Annotated in this window: 14 protein-coding genes; 8 read left to right on the top strand and 6 right to left on the bottom strand. The window is 59.0% G+C overall.

Annotation, left to right across the window (positions count from 1 at the left end):
- Positions 1-12 precede the first annotated feature (12 nt).
- The 3 genes from J4E42_RS00985 to J4E42_RS00975 form a co-directional block, all read right to left on the bottom strand.
- On the bottom strand, positions 13-1,674 hold the full coding sequence (locus J4E42_RS00985; RefSeq protein ID WP_207284333.1) for a cation acetate symporter: 1,662 nt from the start codon (positions 1,672-1,674) through the stop codon (positions 13-15).
- Positions 1,674-2,000, bottom strand: a complete 327-nt coding sequence (locus tag J4E42_RS00980) for a DUF485 domain-containing protein (protein WP_207284332.1) — start codon at positions 1,998-2,000, stop codon at positions 1,674-1,676. The genes J4E42_RS00985 and J4E42_RS00980 overlap by 1 nt, the downstream gene beginning before the upstream one ends.
- Positions 2,001-2,122: 122 nt before the next feature.
- The gene (locus J4E42_RS00975; protein WP_207284331.1) at positions 2,123-3,745 is read right to left on the bottom strand and encodes an acyl-CoA synthetase; all 1,623 of its coding nucleotides are present in this window, start codon (positions 3,743-3,745) and stop codon (positions 2,123-2,125) included.
- A 230-nt stretch (positions 3,746-3,975) separates the two neighbouring features.
- Between J4E42_RS00975 and J4E42_RS00970 the strand changes: the two genes are divergently transcribed.
- The 5 genes from J4E42_RS00970 (at position 3,976) to J4E42_RS00950 (ending at position 9,275) form a co-directional block, all read left to right on the top strand.
- Positions 3,976-6,252 (top strand): PAS domain S-box protein, encoded by a 2,277-nt coding sequence (locus tag J4E42_RS00970; RefSeq protein WP_207284330.1) that lies wholly within the window; start codon positions 3,976-3,978, stop codon positions 6,250-6,252.
- Positions 6,253-6,256: 4 nt separating this feature from the next.
- Entirely contained in the window at positions 6,257-6,892 is a 636-nt protein-coding gene (locus J4E42_RS00965; protein ID WP_192416359.1) for a response regulator transcription factor, read from the top strand.
- A gap of 74 nt (positions 6,893-6,966) precedes the next feature.
- On the top strand, positions 6,967-8,061 hold the full coding sequence (locus J4E42_RS00960; protein WP_008041498.1) for an AI-2E family transporter: 1,095 nt from the start codon (positions 6,967-6,969) through the stop codon (positions 8,059-8,061).
- Positions 8,058-8,789: a hypothetical protein gene (locus tag J4E42_RS00955; RefSeq protein WP_207284329.1), complete on the top strand. Its 732-nt coding sequence runs from the start codon at positions 8,058-8,060 to the stop codon at positions 8,787-8,789. The genes J4E42_RS00960 and J4E42_RS00955 overlap by 4 nt, the downstream gene beginning before the upstream one ends.
- Positions 8,790-8,810: 21 nt before the next feature.
- Positions 8,811-9,275 carry a MaoC family dehydratase gene (locus tag J4E42_RS00950; RefSeq protein ID WP_008026361.1) on the top strand — a complete coding sequence of 155 codons (465 nt, stop codon included), beginning with the start codon at positions 8,811-8,813 and terminating at the stop codon, positions 9,273-9,275.
- Positions 9,276-9,378: 103 nt separating this feature from the next.
- On the opposite strand, the gene gfa is transcribed toward J4E42_RS00950, so the two are convergent.
- The gene (gene gfa, locus J4E42_RS00945; RefSeq protein WP_008026381.1) at positions 9,379-9,957 is read right to left on the bottom strand and encodes an S-(hydroxymethyl)glutathione synthase; all 579 of its coding nucleotides are present in this window, start codon (positions 9,955-9,957) and stop codon (positions 9,379-9,381) included.
- Between the two features lie 354 nt (positions 9,958-10,311).
- On the opposite strand from gfa, the gene J4E42_RS00940 reads away from it, so the two are divergent.
- Together J4E42_RS00940 and J4E42_RS00935 are read left to right on the top strand one after the other, a co-directional pair.
- Entirely contained in the window at positions 10,312-11,052 is a 741-nt protein-coding gene (locus J4E42_RS00940; protein ID WP_207284328.1) for a hypothetical protein, read from the top strand.
- A 44-nt stretch (positions 11,053-11,096) separates the two neighbouring features.
- Entirely contained in the window at positions 11,097-11,795 is a 699-nt protein-coding gene (locus tag J4E42_RS00935; protein ID WP_207284327.1) for a hypothetical protein, read from the top strand.
- A 78-nt stretch (positions 11,796-11,873) separates the two neighbouring features.
- Here the strand turns inward: J4E42_RS00935 and J4E42_RS00930 are convergent, their stop codons facing one another.
- Positions 11,874-13,496 carry a methyl-accepting chemotaxis protein gene (locus tag J4E42_RS00930; protein ID WP_207284326.1) on the bottom strand — a complete coding sequence of 541 codons (1,623 nt, stop codon included), beginning with the start codon at positions 13,494-13,496 and terminating at the stop codon, positions 11,874-11,876.
- Positions 13,497-13,792: 296 nt separating this feature from the next.
- On the opposite strand from J4E42_RS00930, the gene J4E42_RS00925 reads away from it, so the two are divergent.
- Entirely contained in the window at positions 13,793-15,580 is a 1,788-nt protein-coding gene (locus J4E42_RS00925) for a SulP family inorganic anion transporter (RefSeq protein WP_207284325.1), read from the top strand.
- 54 nt (positions 15,581-15,634) lie between these two features.
- Here the strand turns inward: J4E42_RS00925 and J4E42_RS00920 are convergent, their stop codons facing one another.
- Complete coding sequence (locus tag J4E42_RS00920) at positions 15,635-17,671, bottom strand: LTA synthase family protein (RefSeq protein WP_207284324.1); 2,037 nt, start codon at positions 17,669-17,671, stop codon at positions 15,635-15,637.
- Between the last annotated feature and the right edge of the window lie 15 nt (positions 17,672-17,686).

The raw sequence follows: 17,686 nt of genomic DNA, 5'->3' as shown, positions 1-17,686 counted from the left end.
CGTGCCTTTCAATCAATGACTGGAAGCGCTGGCAGCACCGAGACCGGTCTGGGCGCGCACGAACTGGTCGGCGTAGGCGTCACGTTCCTTGTCGGCCCGCACACTGCGGTCGAGTCGGGACACGACGACAATCACCAGGAACGCCAGCGGCATGGAAAACAGTGCCGGGTGGTCGTACGGGAAGATGGCGTGAGCATGACCGAGCACGGTCACCCACACGGCCGGGGACAGGATCACTAGCACCAGCGCGCAGATCAGGCCGGCAAAACCGCCGATGATCGCGCCTTTGGTGGTCAGGCCTTTCCAGTACATGGCCATGATCAGTACCGGGAAGTTGGTCGAGGCGGCGATGCCGAAGGTCAGGCCGACCAGGAACGCGACGTTCATCTTCTCGAACAGGATGCCCAGCAGAATCGCGATGATGCCCAGGCCCACGGTGGCCATGCGGGTGACGCGCATTTCCTGTTTCTGGGTGGCTTGGCCTTTCTTGAATACGGTGGCGTAGAGGTCGTGGGAAATCGCCGACGCACCGGCCAGGGCCAGCCCGGAGACCACCGCAAGGATGGTGGCGAACGCCACGGCCGAGAGGAACCCGAGGAACAGGTTGCCGCCTACCGCTTTGGCCAAGTGCATCGCGACCATGTTGCCGCCGCCAATCAAGGCGCCGCCCACTTCACCGTTGACGTAGTACTGCGGATCGGTGCCGATGATCACCATCGCGGCGAAGCCCAGGGTGCAGACCACGAGGAAGAAGAAACCGATGAAACCGGTGGCGTAGAACACCGATTTACGCGCTTCCCTGGCGTTGGGTACGGTGAAGAAGCGCATCAGAATGTGCGGCAGACCGGCAATGCCGAATACCAGGCCGAGAGACATTGACGCGGTGTTGATCGGGTCGGCGAGCATTGAACCGGGGCCCATGATATTCCAGCCGCTGGCATGCGCTTCGACCGCTTTGGTGGCCAGGGTTTCGTAGCTGAAACCGAACTGCGACATGGCCATGCCCGCGAGAGTCGTGCCGCCGGCCAGCAGCAACACAGCCTTGATGATTTGCACCCAGGTCGTTGCGATCATGCCGCCGAAGATCACATAAACCAGCATCAACGCGCCGACGATCACCACCGCTACCGGGTAGTCGAGGCCGAACAGCAATTTGATCAACTGGCCGGCACCGACCATCTGCACGATCAGGTAGCAACACACCACCGTCAACGAACCGAACGCAGCGAAGATCCGCACTTTGTTCTGGTCCAGTCGGTAGGAGACGATGTCGGCAAAGGTGTAGCGCCCCAGATTGCGCAGCCGCTCGGCCATCAGGAAGGTGATGATCGGCCAACCGACAAAGAAGCCGATGGTGTAGATGAAACCGTCGTACCCCTTGGCGAACACCAGGCTGGACAGCCCCAGCAGCGTAGCGGCGGACATGTAGTCGCCGGCAATCGCCAAGCCGTTCTGAAACCCGGTGATGCCACCGCCGGCGGTGTAGAAGTCCGAGGTGGATTTGGTCTGGCGCGCGGCCCACCAGGTGATGGCCAATGTGCCGAGAACGAACACGAAGAACATGCCGATCGCATGCAGGTTCAGCGGTTGTTTTTCGATGGTTCCCAACGCGGGTGCAGCGAATACAACGGAGGCCGGCAACAGGCAGGCTGCGGCGAGGATGAGTTTACGCATCACTTGCTCTCCTCAAGAATGGCCGCACCCAGCGCATCGAAGCGCGTGTTGGCGCTGTAGACGTACCAACCGGTCAGCAACCAGGAAAAAACAATGATCGCCGCGCCGACCGGCATCCCCAGGGTCAACATCCGGTTCTCGCCGAGCGGCGCGTGCAGCCATTGCGGGGCAAACGCCACCACGAACATGAACAGGTAATAAGTGCCCAGCACCGCAGCACTCAACGACCAGGCCAGGCGCGAGCGACTGCTGACCAGTTGCAGGAATTTCGGGTTGGTCCGAATACGTTCACAGCGTTGGGTATCGGTTGCATGGATGTCGATCATGATGCGCTCCACATTGTTGTTGTTATCGGTGTGTGGGGGCAGGGCAGGCCGAATTCGGCCTGCACGAGCCCGAGGCGGCAGGTAAGACACCTGCCGCCTGATAGGTGAAACGTCGGTGAGGGTTAGAGGGCCTTGGCCCTGTCGCGCAGTACGTACTTCTGGATCTTGCCGGTGGATGTCTTCGGCAGGAGGGTGAAAATCACCGTGCGCGGGACTTTGAAACCGGCCAGATGCTCGCGGCAGAAGCTGATGATGTCGGCCTCGCGAACGTCCTGGTGATCAGCCTTCAAGGTGATGAAGGCGCAGGGCGTTTCGCCCCATTTTTCATCGGGGCGGGCGACCACGGCGGCTTCCATCACCCCCGGATGGCGATAGAGCACGCCTTCGAGTTCGATGGTGGAAATGTTCTCGCCACCGGAAATGATGATGTCTTTGAGGCGGTCTTTGATCTCGACATAACCGTCGGGGTGACACACCGCCAGGTCGCCAGTGTGAAACCAGCCACCCTCGAATGCTTCGGCGGTGGCCGTCGGGTTTTTCAGGTAGCCCTTCATCACGGTGTTGCCGCGCATGAACACTTCACCGATGGTCTGGCCATCGCGCGGGGTCGGTTCCAGCGTCTTCGAATCGCCGACCATCACACCTTCGAGCGTCGGGTAGCGCACGCCCTGACGGGATTTGATCTGCGCCCGTTCTTCCAGCGGCAGTTCGTCCCATTCGGCATGCCAGGCGCAGAGGGTCACCGGACCATAGGTTTCCGTCAGGCCGTAGACGTGGGTGACCTTGATGCCCATTTCCTCCACGGCGCCGATGACTTTGGCCGGCGGGGCAGCACCGGCGACCATGGCGTTGACCGGGTGATCGATGGCCGCCTTCGCCGATTCCGGCATGTTGACCAGCGCGTTGAGCACGATCGGCGCGCCGCACAGGTGCGTGACCTGATGTTCGCGAATCAGCGTGAGGATTTTCTGCGGATCGACCCGGCGCAGGAACACGTGAACGCCGGCGAGCGCGGTGATGGTCCACGGGTAGCACCAGCCGTTGCAATGGAACATCGGCAGGGTCCAGAGGTACACCGGATGGTTGCCCATGGCCCAGGTCATCTGGTTGCCCAAGGCATTCAAATAAGCGCCGCGATGGTGATAGACCACGCCTTTCGGGTTGCCGGTGGTGCCGGAGGTGTAGTTCAGCGAGATGGCTTGCCACTCGTCGGCTGGCCATTGCCAGGCGAACGCAGGGTCGCCTTCGGCCAGCAGCGCTTCATAGTCCAGATCGCTGACGGCCTGGCCTTCACCGTATTCCGGGTCATTGACGTCGATGACCAGAGGCGGGTGATCAAGCATGCCGATAGCGGCGTGAATCACGTCATGGAACTCGCGGTCGGTGATCAGCACCTTGGCCTCGCCATGCTGGAGCATGAATGCAATGGCTTCAGCATCCAGGCGCACGTTGAGCGGGTTGAGCACGGCGCCGATCATCGGCACGCCAAAATGCACCTCCAGCATTTCCGGGATATTGGGCAGCATCACCGCCACGGTGTCGTCTTTGCCGATGCCGCGACCAGCCAGCGCCGAGGCCAGGCGTCGGCAACGGGTGTAGGTCTGCGCCCAGGTACGGCGAATCGAGCCGTGGATGACGGCGGGGTAGTCGGGGTAAACATTGGCCGTGCGCTCAAGGAAGCTGAGCGGAGACAAGGCGATGTGATTGACAGCCGAAGGGACTAGCCCTTGTTCATAGATCGACATGTGCGGTACTCGGTGGCTGATTGTTAGCTCTATCGGTGGCCTTTCAGCGTCGCCGCTGAGGTCACCTTTATATGTCCGGTGTGCTTTATATAACAATCCTCCATCGATATGGAAGTACAACCTATGGCGTATGGTATATCTACTATATTTGATTCGTGCTGAACTAAATGACTACCGTTAAATCGCCAAGGCCGGTATATCCTTGGCTTCCCCAACGAAGCGGACCCGTGATGACCCTGACTCCCGTTCGATTGCACAGCTGGTTGCGCCTGCAGCGTGAGGCCGTGCCTCTGGCCGCCCGGGCCGATGCGTTGTGCCGGGCCTTGCAGGATTGCCCTGAGGTGCGTCGCGCGGTTTACCTGAGCTGGCAACCCCAGGCGCGAATCTACAGCCATGAAGGTGCCGCCCAGCATTTTCCCCCGGGCCAGGGCGATCCTTCGCTGGCCAGCGATCAGTTGCTGTTCGAGCGTTTGCTGGAAGCCGGGCGCCTCGACCTGGCGCAAGTGCGGCAACTGGATTGCTGGTTGGCCGGTCGACTGCGCCGCGCCGCCATCAGCCATGGCCAAGTGTTCGATCTGGCGTTGACGCCTGGGCAAGCCGGGTTGTTGCTGGTGGAAGTCTGCGAAGGCGTGAGTTTCGATTGGCTGGGGTGGGTGCAGGATTTGCTCACGACTTTGCTCAGCAGCGTCAACGGCATGCTGCGTGGCTCGCCACTGTTGGGCCACGATCCGCAACCGAGCCTGTTGCTCGATGCGCAGGGACGGCCGCAGGAATTCAACGCGGCGTTGCTGGCGTTGCTGGCGGAAAAGCCGCTGAGCGACGTATTCGGTTTTCTGCCGGTCAACCATCGGGTACTGGTGCGCGCTTGCCTGGACCAGCAGCGCGCCATTGAAGGGGTCGAAGCCCAGCTCGAAACGCAGATTCTGATCTGGACATTCATTCCCGATCCCCAGGACAACCGTGTGCTCGCCCGTTGCCGCGACGCCACCGCGCAAGTGCTGGCCGAGCGCGAAGCGGCCCAGGCGCGGCGGTTGTACCGGCTGATCATCGAGAACACCACCGACTTGATTTCCCGTCACACACCCGACGGCTGTTTTCTCGATGCCTCCCCCGCGTCATGGACGTTGCTCGGCTATTGGCCGGAAGAACTGCGCGGGCAAATGGCCCAGGGCCTGTTCCATGGCCAGGACCTGGCAAGCCTGGTGCAGCGTGCCCGCGATGCGCTGGAGCAGGACGGTTATCACACCATGACCTATCGCATTCGCCATCGGAACGGGCATTACCTGTGGTTCGAAACCGCCAGTCGGGCGATTCGTGAAACCTATACCGGCACGGTGGTCGAGGTGGTCAGCGTCTCCCGGGACATTACTGCCAGAGTGCAGGCCGAAGAGAACAAGCGGCGCCTGGCCGAAGTCGTCGAGGTCAACACCGATCCGGTGCTGTTTATCGACCCCGAGGGGCAAGTCACTTACCTCAACCCGGCGGCACGCCGCATCCTCGGCATAGGCGAGCAACAGCCGATGCCGGTCCTGGCACAACTGTTCGCCAGCGCAGACCTGACGCGTCTGCAACGTGACGGCTGGAGCGGCGCCGAGCGCGACGGCGTCTGGAGCACCGATGCGCGCTTGCATCCACCGGGCGGTGGCGCGTCGGTGCCGGTGTCGCTGGTGCTGTTGGCGCATCGTTCGGCCGGTGGCGAGCGCTACTATTCACTGGTGGCGCGGGACATGACCGAACGTGAACTGCGCGAAGTGCAGCAGCGCCGCCATCAGGATGAACTGGCGCACACCGCGCGCCTGGTCACCCTCGGTGAACTGGCCTCGGGCATCGCCCACGAAATCAATCAGCCGCTGGCCGCGGTGGTCAATTACGCCAACGCCAGCCAGCGCTATTTGCAGACCGTGGATTCCAACCCCCAGGCGGCCGCCCGGGTTGCGCAAGGGCTGGAACGCATCACCCATCACGCCACGCACGCCTCGGAAGTGATCCGCCGTTTGCGCGCGTTTCTGCGCAAAGGCCAGCGCCGCATGCAGGCGCTGAACGTCACCGATGTCGCCCGCGAAGCCGTGCGTTTGTGCGCCTGGGAAGCGAGTAATTGCCAAGTGACAATCGAGGATCGTCTGCCGGATAATCTGCCGCCCGTTTATGCCGATCGAGTGTTGCTGGAACAAGTCCTGCTCAATTTGTTGCGCAATGCCATCGATGCCAACCGCGAACAACATCCCGGCCAGCCCTCGCTGATTATGATGACCGCCGGGCAGGGCAATGCCGCCACCGTGGACATCACGGTGCAGGACCAGGGGCCCGGCGTGAGCGAGCCCGAACTGGAGCAGATTTTTACCCCGTTCTATACCAGCAAGGCCGATGGCCTGGGGCTCGGTTTGTCCATGAGCCGCAGCATCATCGAAGGTTTCGGCGGCGAATTGCAGGCCCGCCGCCAACCGGTCGGGCTGCTGATGTGCTGTCGCTTGCCGCTTGCCGGTCCAACAAAACAACAACAGGAATAATGCAATGGCGGGTGTGACGGAGCACGTGGTGTATGTGGTCGATGACGATCAAGGCATGCTCGATTCAACGGTCTGGTTACTGGAATCAGTCGGCCTCAAGGCGTTGCCGTTTACCAGCGGTGTTGAGTTCCTCAATGCCTGCGATGCCAGCCTGGCAGCCTGTGTGCTGCTGGATGTACGCATGCCCGGCATGGGCGGCTTGAACGTGCAGGAAGAAATGCGATTGCGCGAACTGAACCTGCCAATCATCTTCGTCAGCGGTCACGCCGATGTGCCGATCGTGGTGCGTGCGTTCAAGGCCGGCGCTCACGACTTCATTGAAAAGCCCTACAACGAACAACTGCTGCTGGACAGCGTGCAACAGGCCCTGAGCACTTGCGCGACCCACCGTTCGGGTAATCAGGGGCATGAAGCGTTGCAGGCGCGTTTGCTCACGCTGACCCCACGGGAACGCGACGTCTTGTTGCCGCTGGTGCAGGGTTACACCACCCGCGAAATCGCCGAGCAACTGGGGGTGAGCGCAAAAACTGTCGACCTCTACCGCTCACGCGTGATGAAACGCATGCAGGCCAATACCCTGCCGGACCTGGTCGGCATGGCCATTGCCGCCGGACTGGTTGATCCATTGAAGTTGCGTTGAATCCACGCGTTTTCCGCCGAACGACTATGCTGGGCTAACCGATCCCGTACCGTTGCAGTGATCAGGAGGCCTCCATGGAGCCCACTTCGTTCTCCGAAAAAACGCTGACGCGCACGCTGCTCGATGTCCTTATCCGGGCTGGGTTGATCGCGGTTCTGGTGCTGTTCTGCTTTGAAATCTTCAGCCCGTTCCGTGACCTGATGCTGTGGTCGCTGATCCTGGCGATTACCCTTTACCCGTTGCAGGCGCGTCTGAAAGGGCCCTTGGGGCAGAATGACGGGCGCATTGCGACGCTGATTATCCTGATCGCCATCGTCATCCTGGTGTTGCCGATTTACTTTCTGGGCACCTCGATAGCCGACTCGGTCGACCGTGTGATGGAAGTGGTCAAGGGCGGCGACTTTCACCTGCCACCCCCCGCCGAATCCATTGCCAGTTGGCCATTGGTGGGGCAGCCGCTGTTTGACTTGTGGCTCGAGGCTTCAACCAATCTCCCCGACCTGACCGCCAAATACCTCCCGCAGATCAAGCACTTCAGCCTGTCCCTTTTGAGCAAATTGGCCGGCGTCGGCATGGGCTTCCTGACCTTCATTTTCGCCTTGATCATCGCCGGTATTTTCATGGCCTATGGCGAGAGCGGCAGTCGCAGCGCGGTGCAGATTGCCTCGCGGGTCAGCGACCCGGCCAAAGGACCGAAAATTGCCGCGCTGTGCACCGCAACGATCCGTGCGGTCGCGCTGGGCGTGGTCGGGATCGCGTTCATCCAGATGCTGCTGGTGGGGCTCGGGTTTGTCTTCAAGGGCATTCCCGGCGCCGGTTTGCTGGCCCTTGGGGTGCTGTTGCTCGGCATCATGCAATTGCCGGCGACGCTGATCACGGTTCCGGTGATTGCCTTTGTGTTCGCCACCGAAGGCGCCAACACTGTGACGATCGTGTTTGCCATCTTCGTCTTCGTTGCCGGCCTGGTGGACAACGTGCTCAAACCGCTGCTGCTGGGGCGCGGTGTTGATGTGCCGATGCCGGTGGTGCTGATCGGCGCGCTTGGCGGGATGGTCACCAGCGGCATCATCGGGTTGTTCATCGGTCCGGTGGTGCTGGCGGTCGGGTATCAATTATTCTGGCAATGGGTTCGGGATCAGCCTTCGGAGGGAGGAGGGCCGCCACTATGAATGCACCGGGTGATGAACTGCTCAATAGCGTACTGATCGCCCATGGTGGTCTGGAGCGCTGGAGCAGTTTCAACCAGGTACGCGCCACTATCGTGACCGGGGGCTCGCTCTGGGCCATGAAAGGGCTGACCCAGGACAGCGCGCCACGGCAGATGACCGTCTGGCTGCATGAGCAGCGGGCCTCGGTGACGCCCTTTGGTGGGGCCGACCAATTCACCGCCTACACCCCGAATCGAATCGCCATCGAAAATACCGCCGGCAAGGTAATCGCCGAGCGATCGAAACCCAGAGAATCCTTTCGCGACCATGGGGAAAACAGTCCCTGGGATCCCCTGCACCGAGCGTACTTCAACGGTTACGCGCTTTGGTCGTACCTGACAATGCCTTTCCAGTTCACCTGGCCGGGTGTCGTGACCGAGGAAGTCGAGCCCTGGCACGAGGGCTCGGAGCGCTGGCGTCGTTTGCGGGTGACCTTCCCCGAGACAATCGCCACGCACTGCGCGGTGCAGGATTTCTACTTCGGTGCAGACTTTCTGTTACGTCGTCACGACTACAACGTGGATGTCAGCGGTGGCCTGACTGCCGCGCAGTACGTTCATGGCTATGTTGAAACCGACGGCTTGCGCATGCCTGGCAAGCGGCGCGCCTATCGACGCAAGGCCGACGGCCAGGCGGATGAGCACGCCTTGCTGGTGGCGATCGATCTCAGCGACATCGGCTATTCGTAATGCACTGCGGAGGAATGAATCATGACCCTGCATGCCTGGGAAAAACTCTACCTCGATGACCTGAGTCTGGGTCAGGAGTTTGAAAGCGACCCTGTTCGCGTCCATCAAGAAGCGATGTTGGCGTTTGCTCGCGAATACGACCCGCAACCTTTCCATTTGAGTGCCGAAGAGGCCGAGTTGAGTCTGTTCGGCGGTCTGGCGGCCAGCGGCTGGAACACTGCGGCCCTGACCATGAAGATGCTGGTGGCCAGCGTCCCCCTGGCGGACGGCATCATTGGCCTGGGCATCGAGCTGAGCTGGCCGACACCGACTTATCCGGATGACGTGTTACGCCTGTTCAGCAAGGTGCAGGCCATCGAACCGTCAGCCTCCAAACCGGATCGGGGCGTGGTGACGCTGTTCATGGAAACGCTGAATCAGAATGACAAGGTGGTGCAGCGTGCAACCGGGAAGCTGCTGGTGTTCAGAAAACCCCCAGAGGATTGAAGCGCTGCCGGCGTTCGCCATTTCTCGACGTCGCTGACGACAGATCCCCAAACAAGCTGCCCGGGGGCCGCGGTCCGGCGAAGAAACCGCGGCGACCGATCAATCAGGCGGCAGGCAGCAGGCCTTTCTGTTTGGCGACATGAGTCGCCATTGCGTCCATCAAATCCGGGGACAGGCAGTCATAGGGTTCCAGGCCGATAGAGCGCAGGCGCTCACGGATGGCTTTCATTTGCGCTGGCGGTGTGCCGGTTTCGATGATGGAGGACACGAACGCCGCGAAGCCTGGTGCAGCCCAGCCTCGTTGGGGAGATAGCTCGGTGTGGACGAAGTCCAGGCCATAAAACGGATGGTCCTTGTTCTCGATGCGCCCAAAGAGATGGGCGTGGCACTGCTTGCAGGCATGGCGCTGGATGGTGGCTTTTTCGTCGACAATGGCCAGTTTTTCGCCGTGGGCAGTGACGCTGACCTTGTCCCGAGGCACCACGGCAATGACGGCGAATATCGCGTTTTGCGGTTTCCAGCATTTGCTGCAGCCGCACGCGTGGTTATGCAGGGTTTGCGCGTCGATCCGGACCTCGACTTTGTCGGTCGCACACAGGCATTGCAGGGTGCCACCGGTGAAATTCGCGTCGGCGGGTTGGATACCATTGTCCAGGGCAGGATGAAGTTTCAAGGTACTCACGTTGGCGTCTCCCTTTGAGTGGGCCAGACAAAAGTGCCTGGGCCGTACCCAGGCCGGTCGTTCACATAAATCCTAGACTAACTTCGGCAACCGGGTGCAGCCCTTGAAACCTTCAAACGCCGGGACCTACGAGATGAGGTCGACGACTGTCTATAGGGAAAACTTTCTAGAGCAGCAAGGAAATGGCTTGTGCGGGCTTGCTTGCAAAATTCAGTATGATTGCTACCGATATAGTTTGAGGCAGGGAATAGCTATATTCGACAAACTCGAAATAAATAAGCGTGGGCCCTTGTATTTACAACGACCCCCCCAATGTCAATCGACTCAAAATGATGATTTGGAGCTTGTCACGTAATGGAAAACAACTTCTATTTTACAGATCACTTTTCCGACACCTTGCGAGCATGGGGCAGGGAAGAAATAAAAAATGCATTCCGCAAGTGTTGCGCGCAGTTTGAAGTTGACTCAGATACCCATAAAATGCCTAGGGTAGATATCTCGCCAGGCTACGGTGGAAGCGCACACTACGACTTTCTCAAGCTTTCTATTTCCCCGAATCTTGAGATCAATCCGGGGAATGAAAACGAAAGCAGATCGCTAAAAGTTGCTCAACAACTCATTCACCATGAAATGGTGCATATTTTCCAACAGCAGTTGCTCGGGCAGCAAAACCTGTACGCCTTGCAAACTTGGTTCTCCGAAGGAATGGCGGTTGCATTGTCCGGGCAGCCGGTCATCTGGGAGGGTAACGACTTTTTAAAAGAACTTGATGCTTTCGAAGCGCTGCCGGACGCAGAGTCATATTTGATAATGTCAAATCACCTGGCGTTCGATATGAGCAAGTCGCCTTTCGACTCGTTGTATGCGATCTGGGGTTTGATGTTTTTGTATTCAATATCCGATGGTGAAAGTTTGCATCCCGACTACAAAGCGGACGATGGCCCGCACCTTACGGCGACAGAGTTGAAGCGCGCGGTGGCTATAGTGCGAGATACTCCTGATTTAGGGTTTGAAACTGCACTGCAGTTGCATTCCAACAAAGCGTCTCTAACGGCCTCCAGCATCAAGAATGAAGTCTGCTCTTTCATTGGTTAGTATCCCTTTTGTCAAAACCGCCCGTTGATGCATGGAAGTTAGATATGACCAAGAGCGTTACAAAATCTGATAGTGCCATAGCTGATTTTTCAGCAAGCTTCATTGAGAAGGCCTGGGAGCTTCGGTGGGGGGTTCAGTTGACTTACGTGGTGCTTTTCCTGGATGCAGCGCTAGCGTTCTGTGCAGGGAAAAACCTCTTGAGCTTGTCACTGTCGACGGAGGAAATGTGGAAGCACGCGGGATTAATCCTTGTGGGTGTGGCTGCTTTTTGTCTGACTGTCTCACTGTTAATTCCATTCTGTGGGAACTTGTTCAGAGCTATTGGCGTGTTCGCTCCATGGGGGATATTTGATTCCAATGATGTTTCTTCAAGCCGACCATTCGGGTATGTCTTGATGTCTGAATTGAAGGAGCATGCCTTCAAAGAGAACGATGATTATGCTTGGGAGCTGTACAAATCCAAATGTGAAATCGTGAAAAAGGATGATGAACTTAAACACGAACTTGGCGTATTGATCTTTGGGTTGGGGGCTCTGTTTTGCTTGGATGCCTGGGTGGGGAATGCACATGGAGTAGCCACTCTTGGAGTGATGTTCGGAGAGACTGTTGGATATTCAGGCTGGGTGGCAGCTTTTATTTCCTTGATCGTAGTGCTCCGAATGACCTGGTGGGCACCCTGGAAAACACGCTGGGTACACTATCCGCCCTTGTATCATCAGGTAGCGCGGATGAAGCAAATATAGAACCTCGGAGCTAAGGTGTGAAAAATGCTCAGTACCGCCCCCGTCAGCCGTTGACTGGTTTGACGGGGGCCAGGCCTTTTAGAAGCTGAACCGCTGCAGCATGATGCCCAGCCCATCGGACATCGCCTTGAGTTCCTGGGTTGTGCGCACGATCCCGCTTTGGGCGGTGGCGTTCTCTTCCACACTTTGCGCTACTTTCTCGACGTTGCAGGCGACCTGTTCACTGGCGGCGCGTTGTTCCTGGAGCGACACCGAAATGAAACTGACGGCCGCAAGGGATTCGTCCAGCACACCCTTGATCCTGCCCATGGAATGGCCCGCGCTTTCGACCAGTTTCTGACCATGAGTCACGCGCTCGCAGCCGGCGGCCATGCTGTCTTTGGCTTTGATCATGCCGCTTTGTATGGCATTGACCAAGGCAACGATTTCCGTGGTGGATTGGGCTGTGCGGGCGGCCAGGCTGCGCACTTCATCGGCGACCACGGCGAAGCCGCGACCTTGCTCGCCCGCGCGTGCCGCTTCAATGGCGGCATTGAGGGCCAGGAGATTGGTCTGTTCGGCGATGCCCCGAATCACACCGACAATCAGGCTGATGTCGTTGGACTGAATCGCCAGTTGATCGATGTCCGATGAGCTTTGTGTCACCAGATCGGCAATCTGGCCCATTTCCTGGATGGAGGCCTGCATGACCTCCATGCCTTCGCTGGTGATTTCGCCTGCTTTCTGTGCGGTGCTCTGGGCCTGTCGAGCATTGTCGGCGATGTGAGTGATGCTGACGGAAAGCTCTTCTACCGTGGCCGCCATGGAGGAGGCTGTCTCGCTTTGCAGTGCGGCGCTGCTCAATCCTTGTTCGGAGGACGCAGACAATTGCAGCGTGGCACCTTCTATCTGCCCGGAGGCCTGGCTGATCTTGCCGATCATCTCGCTCAGGCTGTGGCGCATCGCCTGGACGGAGTGCAGCACCCCCGTCGACTGTTGCTGATCAAACTGTGTAGCGGCGAGTTTCCCTTGGGCGATGTTCGAACTGATGGCCGCCAGTTCTGCCGGTTCGGCACCGAGCTGGCGGCTCAACAGGCGGGAGAACAAGACCGTGTAGGCCACGCCCGCGATCAGGGCCAATGCCAGAATCAACAGGCTGAGCTGGAGACTGGAGGTATAGGCGCTCTGGTTTTGCTCGAACTGGTTCTTGGCCTCCACCAGTTGAACTTCGATCAACTCGGAAAACTTGGCTGACAAGGGATCGATCAGTGGATACAGCTGATCTGTCGCGAAACGCGCGAGACCGGCGGCGTCGCTTTGGCGCAGCAGGCCCTGCAAGTTTTGCAATGGACCGTGGGTCGCTTCCATCAGCGGGTCGATTTGCGCGATCAAACGGGTTTCTGCAGGGATCAGCTCTGTTGATTTGTATGCGCGCCACGTCTGATCGATTTCCCTCTGCGCTTGCTCTATCCGGGTCAATGATTCAGCGTTGGTGAAGTTGCCATTGCGTGCCTTGTGGGTGGCATCGACGATGTCCACGGCGTACAGGTCGGCGATTTTTTTCAAGTCCCGCAACGGCACGACCCGATCGAGGTACACGGTCTCCAGACTGCGTACCGCAGATTGCATTCCCAAGAGTCCAAGCCCGCCGACACACAACAAACCCAGGAGCAAAGTGCTGGTAAGCACTAGCAGATGAGTCCTGATTTTCCAGCTTCCCATAGTCCGTAATTCCTGAGTCAGCTAATAGATGGCGATCAAGAGGTCAGCGTAAGGTGCAATAAAGGCACATTGGCATCATTGGCTGAGACCCAGGAGAAAAAACATCGTGTGATCGGCGAGAATTTATGAATTTGCGACACTGGGAGGCACGCTATTGGAGTCGGTGCGGTCGACGATGAGTGTGCAGGTTGCCTGGTCCATCTTTGAATTTTTCACTCACTACTGAGCAAGATCGCAGACTTGACCCAGAATGAATCTACTGCACGCTGTTTGTTATCTCTGAGGGCTAAAGTCCCATGAGCGATTCGGATGCTCCGCCACCCGTTCCCGAACCGGGCCGGATTACGCACAGGCATACTGGCGATCAAACCGGCTTGAGCCGTTGGCTGCCGGGGCTGCGGACGTTGAGCCGCTACAAGATGACATGGTTGCGGCGCGACATTGTGGCCGGACTCGTGCTCACCACCATGCTGGTGCCCGTCGGCATCGCCTACGCGGTGGCGTCGGGGGTGCCCGGCATTTATGGCCTTTACGCGACCATCGTTCCATTGCTCGCTTATGCGTTGTTCGGCCCCAGCCGAATCCTGGTGCTGGGGCCGGATTCCTCATTGGCAGCCATCATTCTCGCCGTAGTCTTGCCGCTGTCCGGCGGTGACCCGCATCGGGCGATCGCCCTTGCCGGCATGATGGCGATCGTCTCGGGGGTGGTGTGCATCCTGGCGGGTGTCGCGCGGCTGGGTTTTGTCACCGAGCTGCTATCCAAACCGATCCGCTATGGCTACATGAACGGCATCGCGCTGACGGTATTGATCAGTCAGCTACCCAAGTTTTTCGGCTTTTCGATTGAATCCGACGGACCGCTGCGCAACCTGTGGGCCATTGCCACCTCGGTGATGGATGGAAAAACCAACTGGACCACCTTCATGATCGGTGCAGCCACCGTGGCGGTCATCTTGTTGCTCAAGGACAAAAAGCGCGTGCCGGGGATTCTGATCGCCGTGGCAGGCGCCACCGTCGCCGTTGGCGTGCTTGACCTTACAACCCACAATGTCGCGGTCCTCGGTTTGCTGCCCCAAGGCTTGCCGGCGTTTGCCATCCCTTGGATCAGCCGTGCCGATATCGTTCCTGTAGTGATCGGAGGTTGCGCCGTTGCGCTTGTCTCGTTCGCCGACACCAGTGTGCTCTCGCGCGTTTATGCGGCGCGGACCAAGACCTATGTCGACCCAAACCAGGAGATGGTAGGGCTCGGCGTCGCCAACCTTGCCGGCGGTTTGTTCCAGGGGTTTCCAATCAGCAGCAGCTCGTCACGCACACCTGTGGCCGAGGCGGCGGGGGCCCAAACCCAACTTGCCGGCGTGGTTGGAGCGCTGTCTGTTGCCTTATTGCTGGTGTATGCCCCGGATTTGCTGAAAAACCTGCCCACCAGCGCACTGGCGGCGGTGGTCATCGCTTCGGCTATCGGCCTGATCGAGGTCGCCGATCTGCGACGGATCTATCGTATCCAGCGCTGGGAATTCTGGTTATCGATCGTTTGTACGCTCGGTGTGGCCGTATTCGGCGCCATCGAGGGCATTGGCCTGGCCATCGTTGTCGCGGTGATCGAGTTTCTATGGGATGGCTGGCGGCCGTATTCTGCGGTGTTGGGTCGCGCCAAAGGCGTCCAGGGCTATCACGACATCACGCGTTATCCGGATGCGCGCCTTATTCCCGGCCTGGTGCTGTTTCGCTGGGATGCGCCGTTGTTTTTTGCCAACGCAGAACTGTTCCATGACCGAGTGCTGGACGCCGTGGCGACATCACCCACGCCGGTTCGTTGGCTGGTGGTAGCAGCCGAACCGGTCACCAGCGTGGATGTGACTTCCGCCGACATGCTGGCTGAACTGGACCAAACCTTGAACGAGGCTGGCATCACGTTGTGCGTGGCCGAGATGAAGGACCCTGTCAAAGACAAGTTGAAGCGCTTCGGACTATTCGAGCGGTTTGGCGAAGCTGCGTTTTTTCCGACTTTAGGCGTCGCCGTCAGCAGCTATCTCAAGGTCCATCCCGAGGAATGGAGGGAAGGGCAGGATGAGGATCGCGATTAGACAATAGTGTCGGCACACTATCGGGGTCGGCGCGGTAGCCGACCCCGATCCCGGTTACTTGCGCACGTTCTGGTACAACATCAACCTGGACGTTTCATGCATGCCGCGGGTCAGTTGCACCAGGCGCTTGAACTCTTCAGGGTTTTGCCCGGCCACGTTGTCCAGCGGCGTCGCGGAGGCCAGGTCGTGCAGCGTCGGCGAACTGCCGTCGTGCTCCATCTGCACCATGTAGTGTTGAGTGACGCCCGCAATCAACGGGAACGTGCCTTCACGCAATACCAACGGCACTACGCGTTCACCCTCGGGCGCAGGCTGCTGGATGTCACGCCCCAGGCCGCTGTTGCGAAACTCAAGGCCGGCCATGCCCGCCACGGTTGGCAGCAAGTCCACCAGGCCGACCGCTTCCTTGACGGTCCGCGTGCCGAGCAGGCCCGGTGCATGGATGATCATGGGCACCGCGTTACTTTCCAGACCCAGTTGCTCATAAGCCGGTGCCAGGAAAGGGATCTGGGCGATACGGGTGTTGTGGTCGCCAAACAGCACGAAAATGGTGTTGTCGTAGTAACCACCCGCTTTGGCAATTTCCATCAAGCGTCCGATGTTGAAGTCCAGCAGGCGCACGGCGTTGTACTGCTCGACACTGCGCGATCCCGCCGCCTGAACTTCGGCGAGGGTAGGGTGCTTGACCTCGAATCCGTCATTGCTCTTGGGAATCGTGAAGGGACGATGGTTACCGGCCGTCTGCACATAGGCAAAGAACGGTTTGTCCTTGGGCAGCGCTTGCAGGATCTTGTCGGTTTCCTTGAACAGATCCAGATCTGAAATCCCCCAGACATCCACCACCGGGGATTTCCAGTCCCGCTCTTCGAACAAACGAACCCCGTCGATACTTTGCCGGATCAAGGCATTCATGTTGGCCCAACCGGAGTTGCCGCCAATGGTGTAGATCTTCTCGTAACCGGTGAAGGCATTGATCAATGTGTGCTGTTTGGTGATCAGCGGATTACGCGTCGCGGTTTCCTGTCGAGTGACGTCTGGAACCCCGCTAATGCTGGCCCAAACGGTTTTTGCGGTCCCGGTGACCGGAACATAGAAGTGCTCGAAGAACCAGCTCTGTGTGGCCAGTCGATCGATGTTGGGTGTCGGATTGATCGGGTTGCCATAGGCGCCGACGGCACTGGTACCCAGCGACTCGAGCATGACAAACATCACGTTCGGCGCCCGTGTGCTCGACACTTTGTAGGGTTGTGGCGCCTGGTGACGGACGAAGTTCAGGGTTTGCGGATCGGGCTGGTCCACGCCCAGGTACTTGGCAATCACGGCATAGTGTTCGCGCACTTGCGCTTCGTCATAACGCGACTGGCCGACCTTGACCGTGTCGTAGAGGAAAATCACCGGGTTCAAGCCCAGCGCAGCGACCTGGTTATTGCCGGAGAAGAACGCATCGCTCCAGCGCAACGGGACAGGGTTTTCCAGGTTCATGTTCTCGACACGGCCCAAAATACCCAACAGCACCAACACGACCATCAACGCGCTACCCCATGTAACGGAGAGCGGGTGAATGGCTTTACGGGGGCGGTCCAGCGTCACGCGCTCCAGGCGCACCAGGGCCAGCGTCACCAGGGCGACCGTTGCCAGCCACCCCAGCGATATCCAGATAACCGGGTAGGTTTGCCAAACCATGTCACGGGATATTTGCGCGTCGTCTATGAAGCGCAGCACGGTGGCATTGATCCGTACGCCCAGATAGGCGTAATGGCCAAAATCGACGATATAGATCAGCAGCAGGGCGCCCAGGGCGACTGACAGATACACGCGTGCCAATCGGCGAAGCAGGCGGCTGCTGACAAGATTCCAACGAGGAATCCAGGCCAGCAACGCCAGTGGCAACATCACCAGGATGGCCAAACGCAGATCGAAACGAAAGCCGATGCCCAGGGTTTCCAGGACGGTATGATCGTCGCTCAATGCTCGGGCGTCGAAACCGGAGAAGCCGAAAAAGAACACCACCCGCAGCAATGCAAACAGCACAAACACAATCGCTGTCGCGCCTAGCCAATAATGCAAACGTCTCGATTGCAGCCAACCCATCCCTGTACCCCTGTT

Origin of the sequence: Pseudomonas sp. FW300-N2A2 (assembly GCF_017351735.1) — a bacterium.
Classification (GTDB): domain Bacteria; phylum Pseudomonadota; class Gammaproteobacteria; order Pseudomonadales; family Pseudomonadaceae; genus Aquipseudomonas; species Aquipseudomonas migulae.
Note: the sequence above shows the minus strand (reverse complement) of the source record. Positions and strands in the feature narration are given on the sequence as shown.

Bases quoted from the DNA above. Each gene is read 5' to 3' on its own strand.
- J4E42_RS00985 (WP_207284333.1), bottom strand. From the start codon at position 1,674: ATGCGTAAACTCATCCTCGCCGCAGCCTGCCTGTTGCCGGCCTCCGTT.
- J4E42_RS00980 (WP_207284332.1), bottom strand. From the start codon at position 2,000: ATGATCGACATCCATGCAACCGATACCCAACGCTGTGAACGTATTCGG.
- J4E42_RS00975 (WP_207284331.1), bottom strand. From the start codon at position 3,745: ATGTCGATCTATGAACAAGGGCTAGTCCCTTCGGCTGTCAATCACATC.
- J4E42_RS00970 (WP_207284330.1), top strand. From the start codon at position 3,976: ATGACCCTGACTCCCGTTCGATTGCACAGCTGGTTGCGCCTGCAGCGT.
- J4E42_RS00965 (WP_192416359.1), top strand. From the start codon at position 6,257: ATGGCGGGTGTGACGGAGCACGTGGTGTATGTGGTCGATGACGATCAA.
- J4E42_RS00960 (WP_008041498.1), top strand. From the start codon at position 6,967: ATGGAGCCCACTTCGTTCTCCGAAAAAACGCTGACGCGCACGCTGCTC.
- J4E42_RS00955 (WP_207284329.1), top strand. From the start codon at position 8,058: ATGAATGCACCGGGTGATGAACTGCTCAATAGCGTACTGATCGCCCAT.
- J4E42_RS00950 (WP_008026361.1), top strand. From the start codon at position 8,811: ATGACCCTGCATGCCTGGGAAAAACTCTACCTCGATGACCTGAGTCTG.
- J4E42_RS00940 (WP_207284328.1), top strand. From the start codon at position 10,312: ATGGAAAACAACTTCTATTTTACAGATCACTTTTCCGACACCTTGCGA.
- J4E42_RS00935 (WP_207284327.1), top strand. From the start codon at position 11,097: ATGACCAAGAGCGTTACAAAATCTGATAGTGCCATAGCTGATTTTTCA.
- J4E42_RS00930 (WP_207284326.1), bottom strand. From the start codon at position 13,496: ATGGGAAGCTGGAAAATCAGGACTCATCTGCTAGTGCTTACCAGCACT.
- J4E42_RS00925 (WP_207284325.1), top strand. From the start codon at position 13,793: ATGAGCGATTCGGATGCTCCGCCACCCGTTCCCGAACCGGGCCGGATT.
- J4E42_RS00920 (WP_207284324.1), bottom strand. From the start codon at position 17,671: ATGGGTTGGCTGCAATCGAGACGTTTGCATTATTGGCTAGGCGCGACA.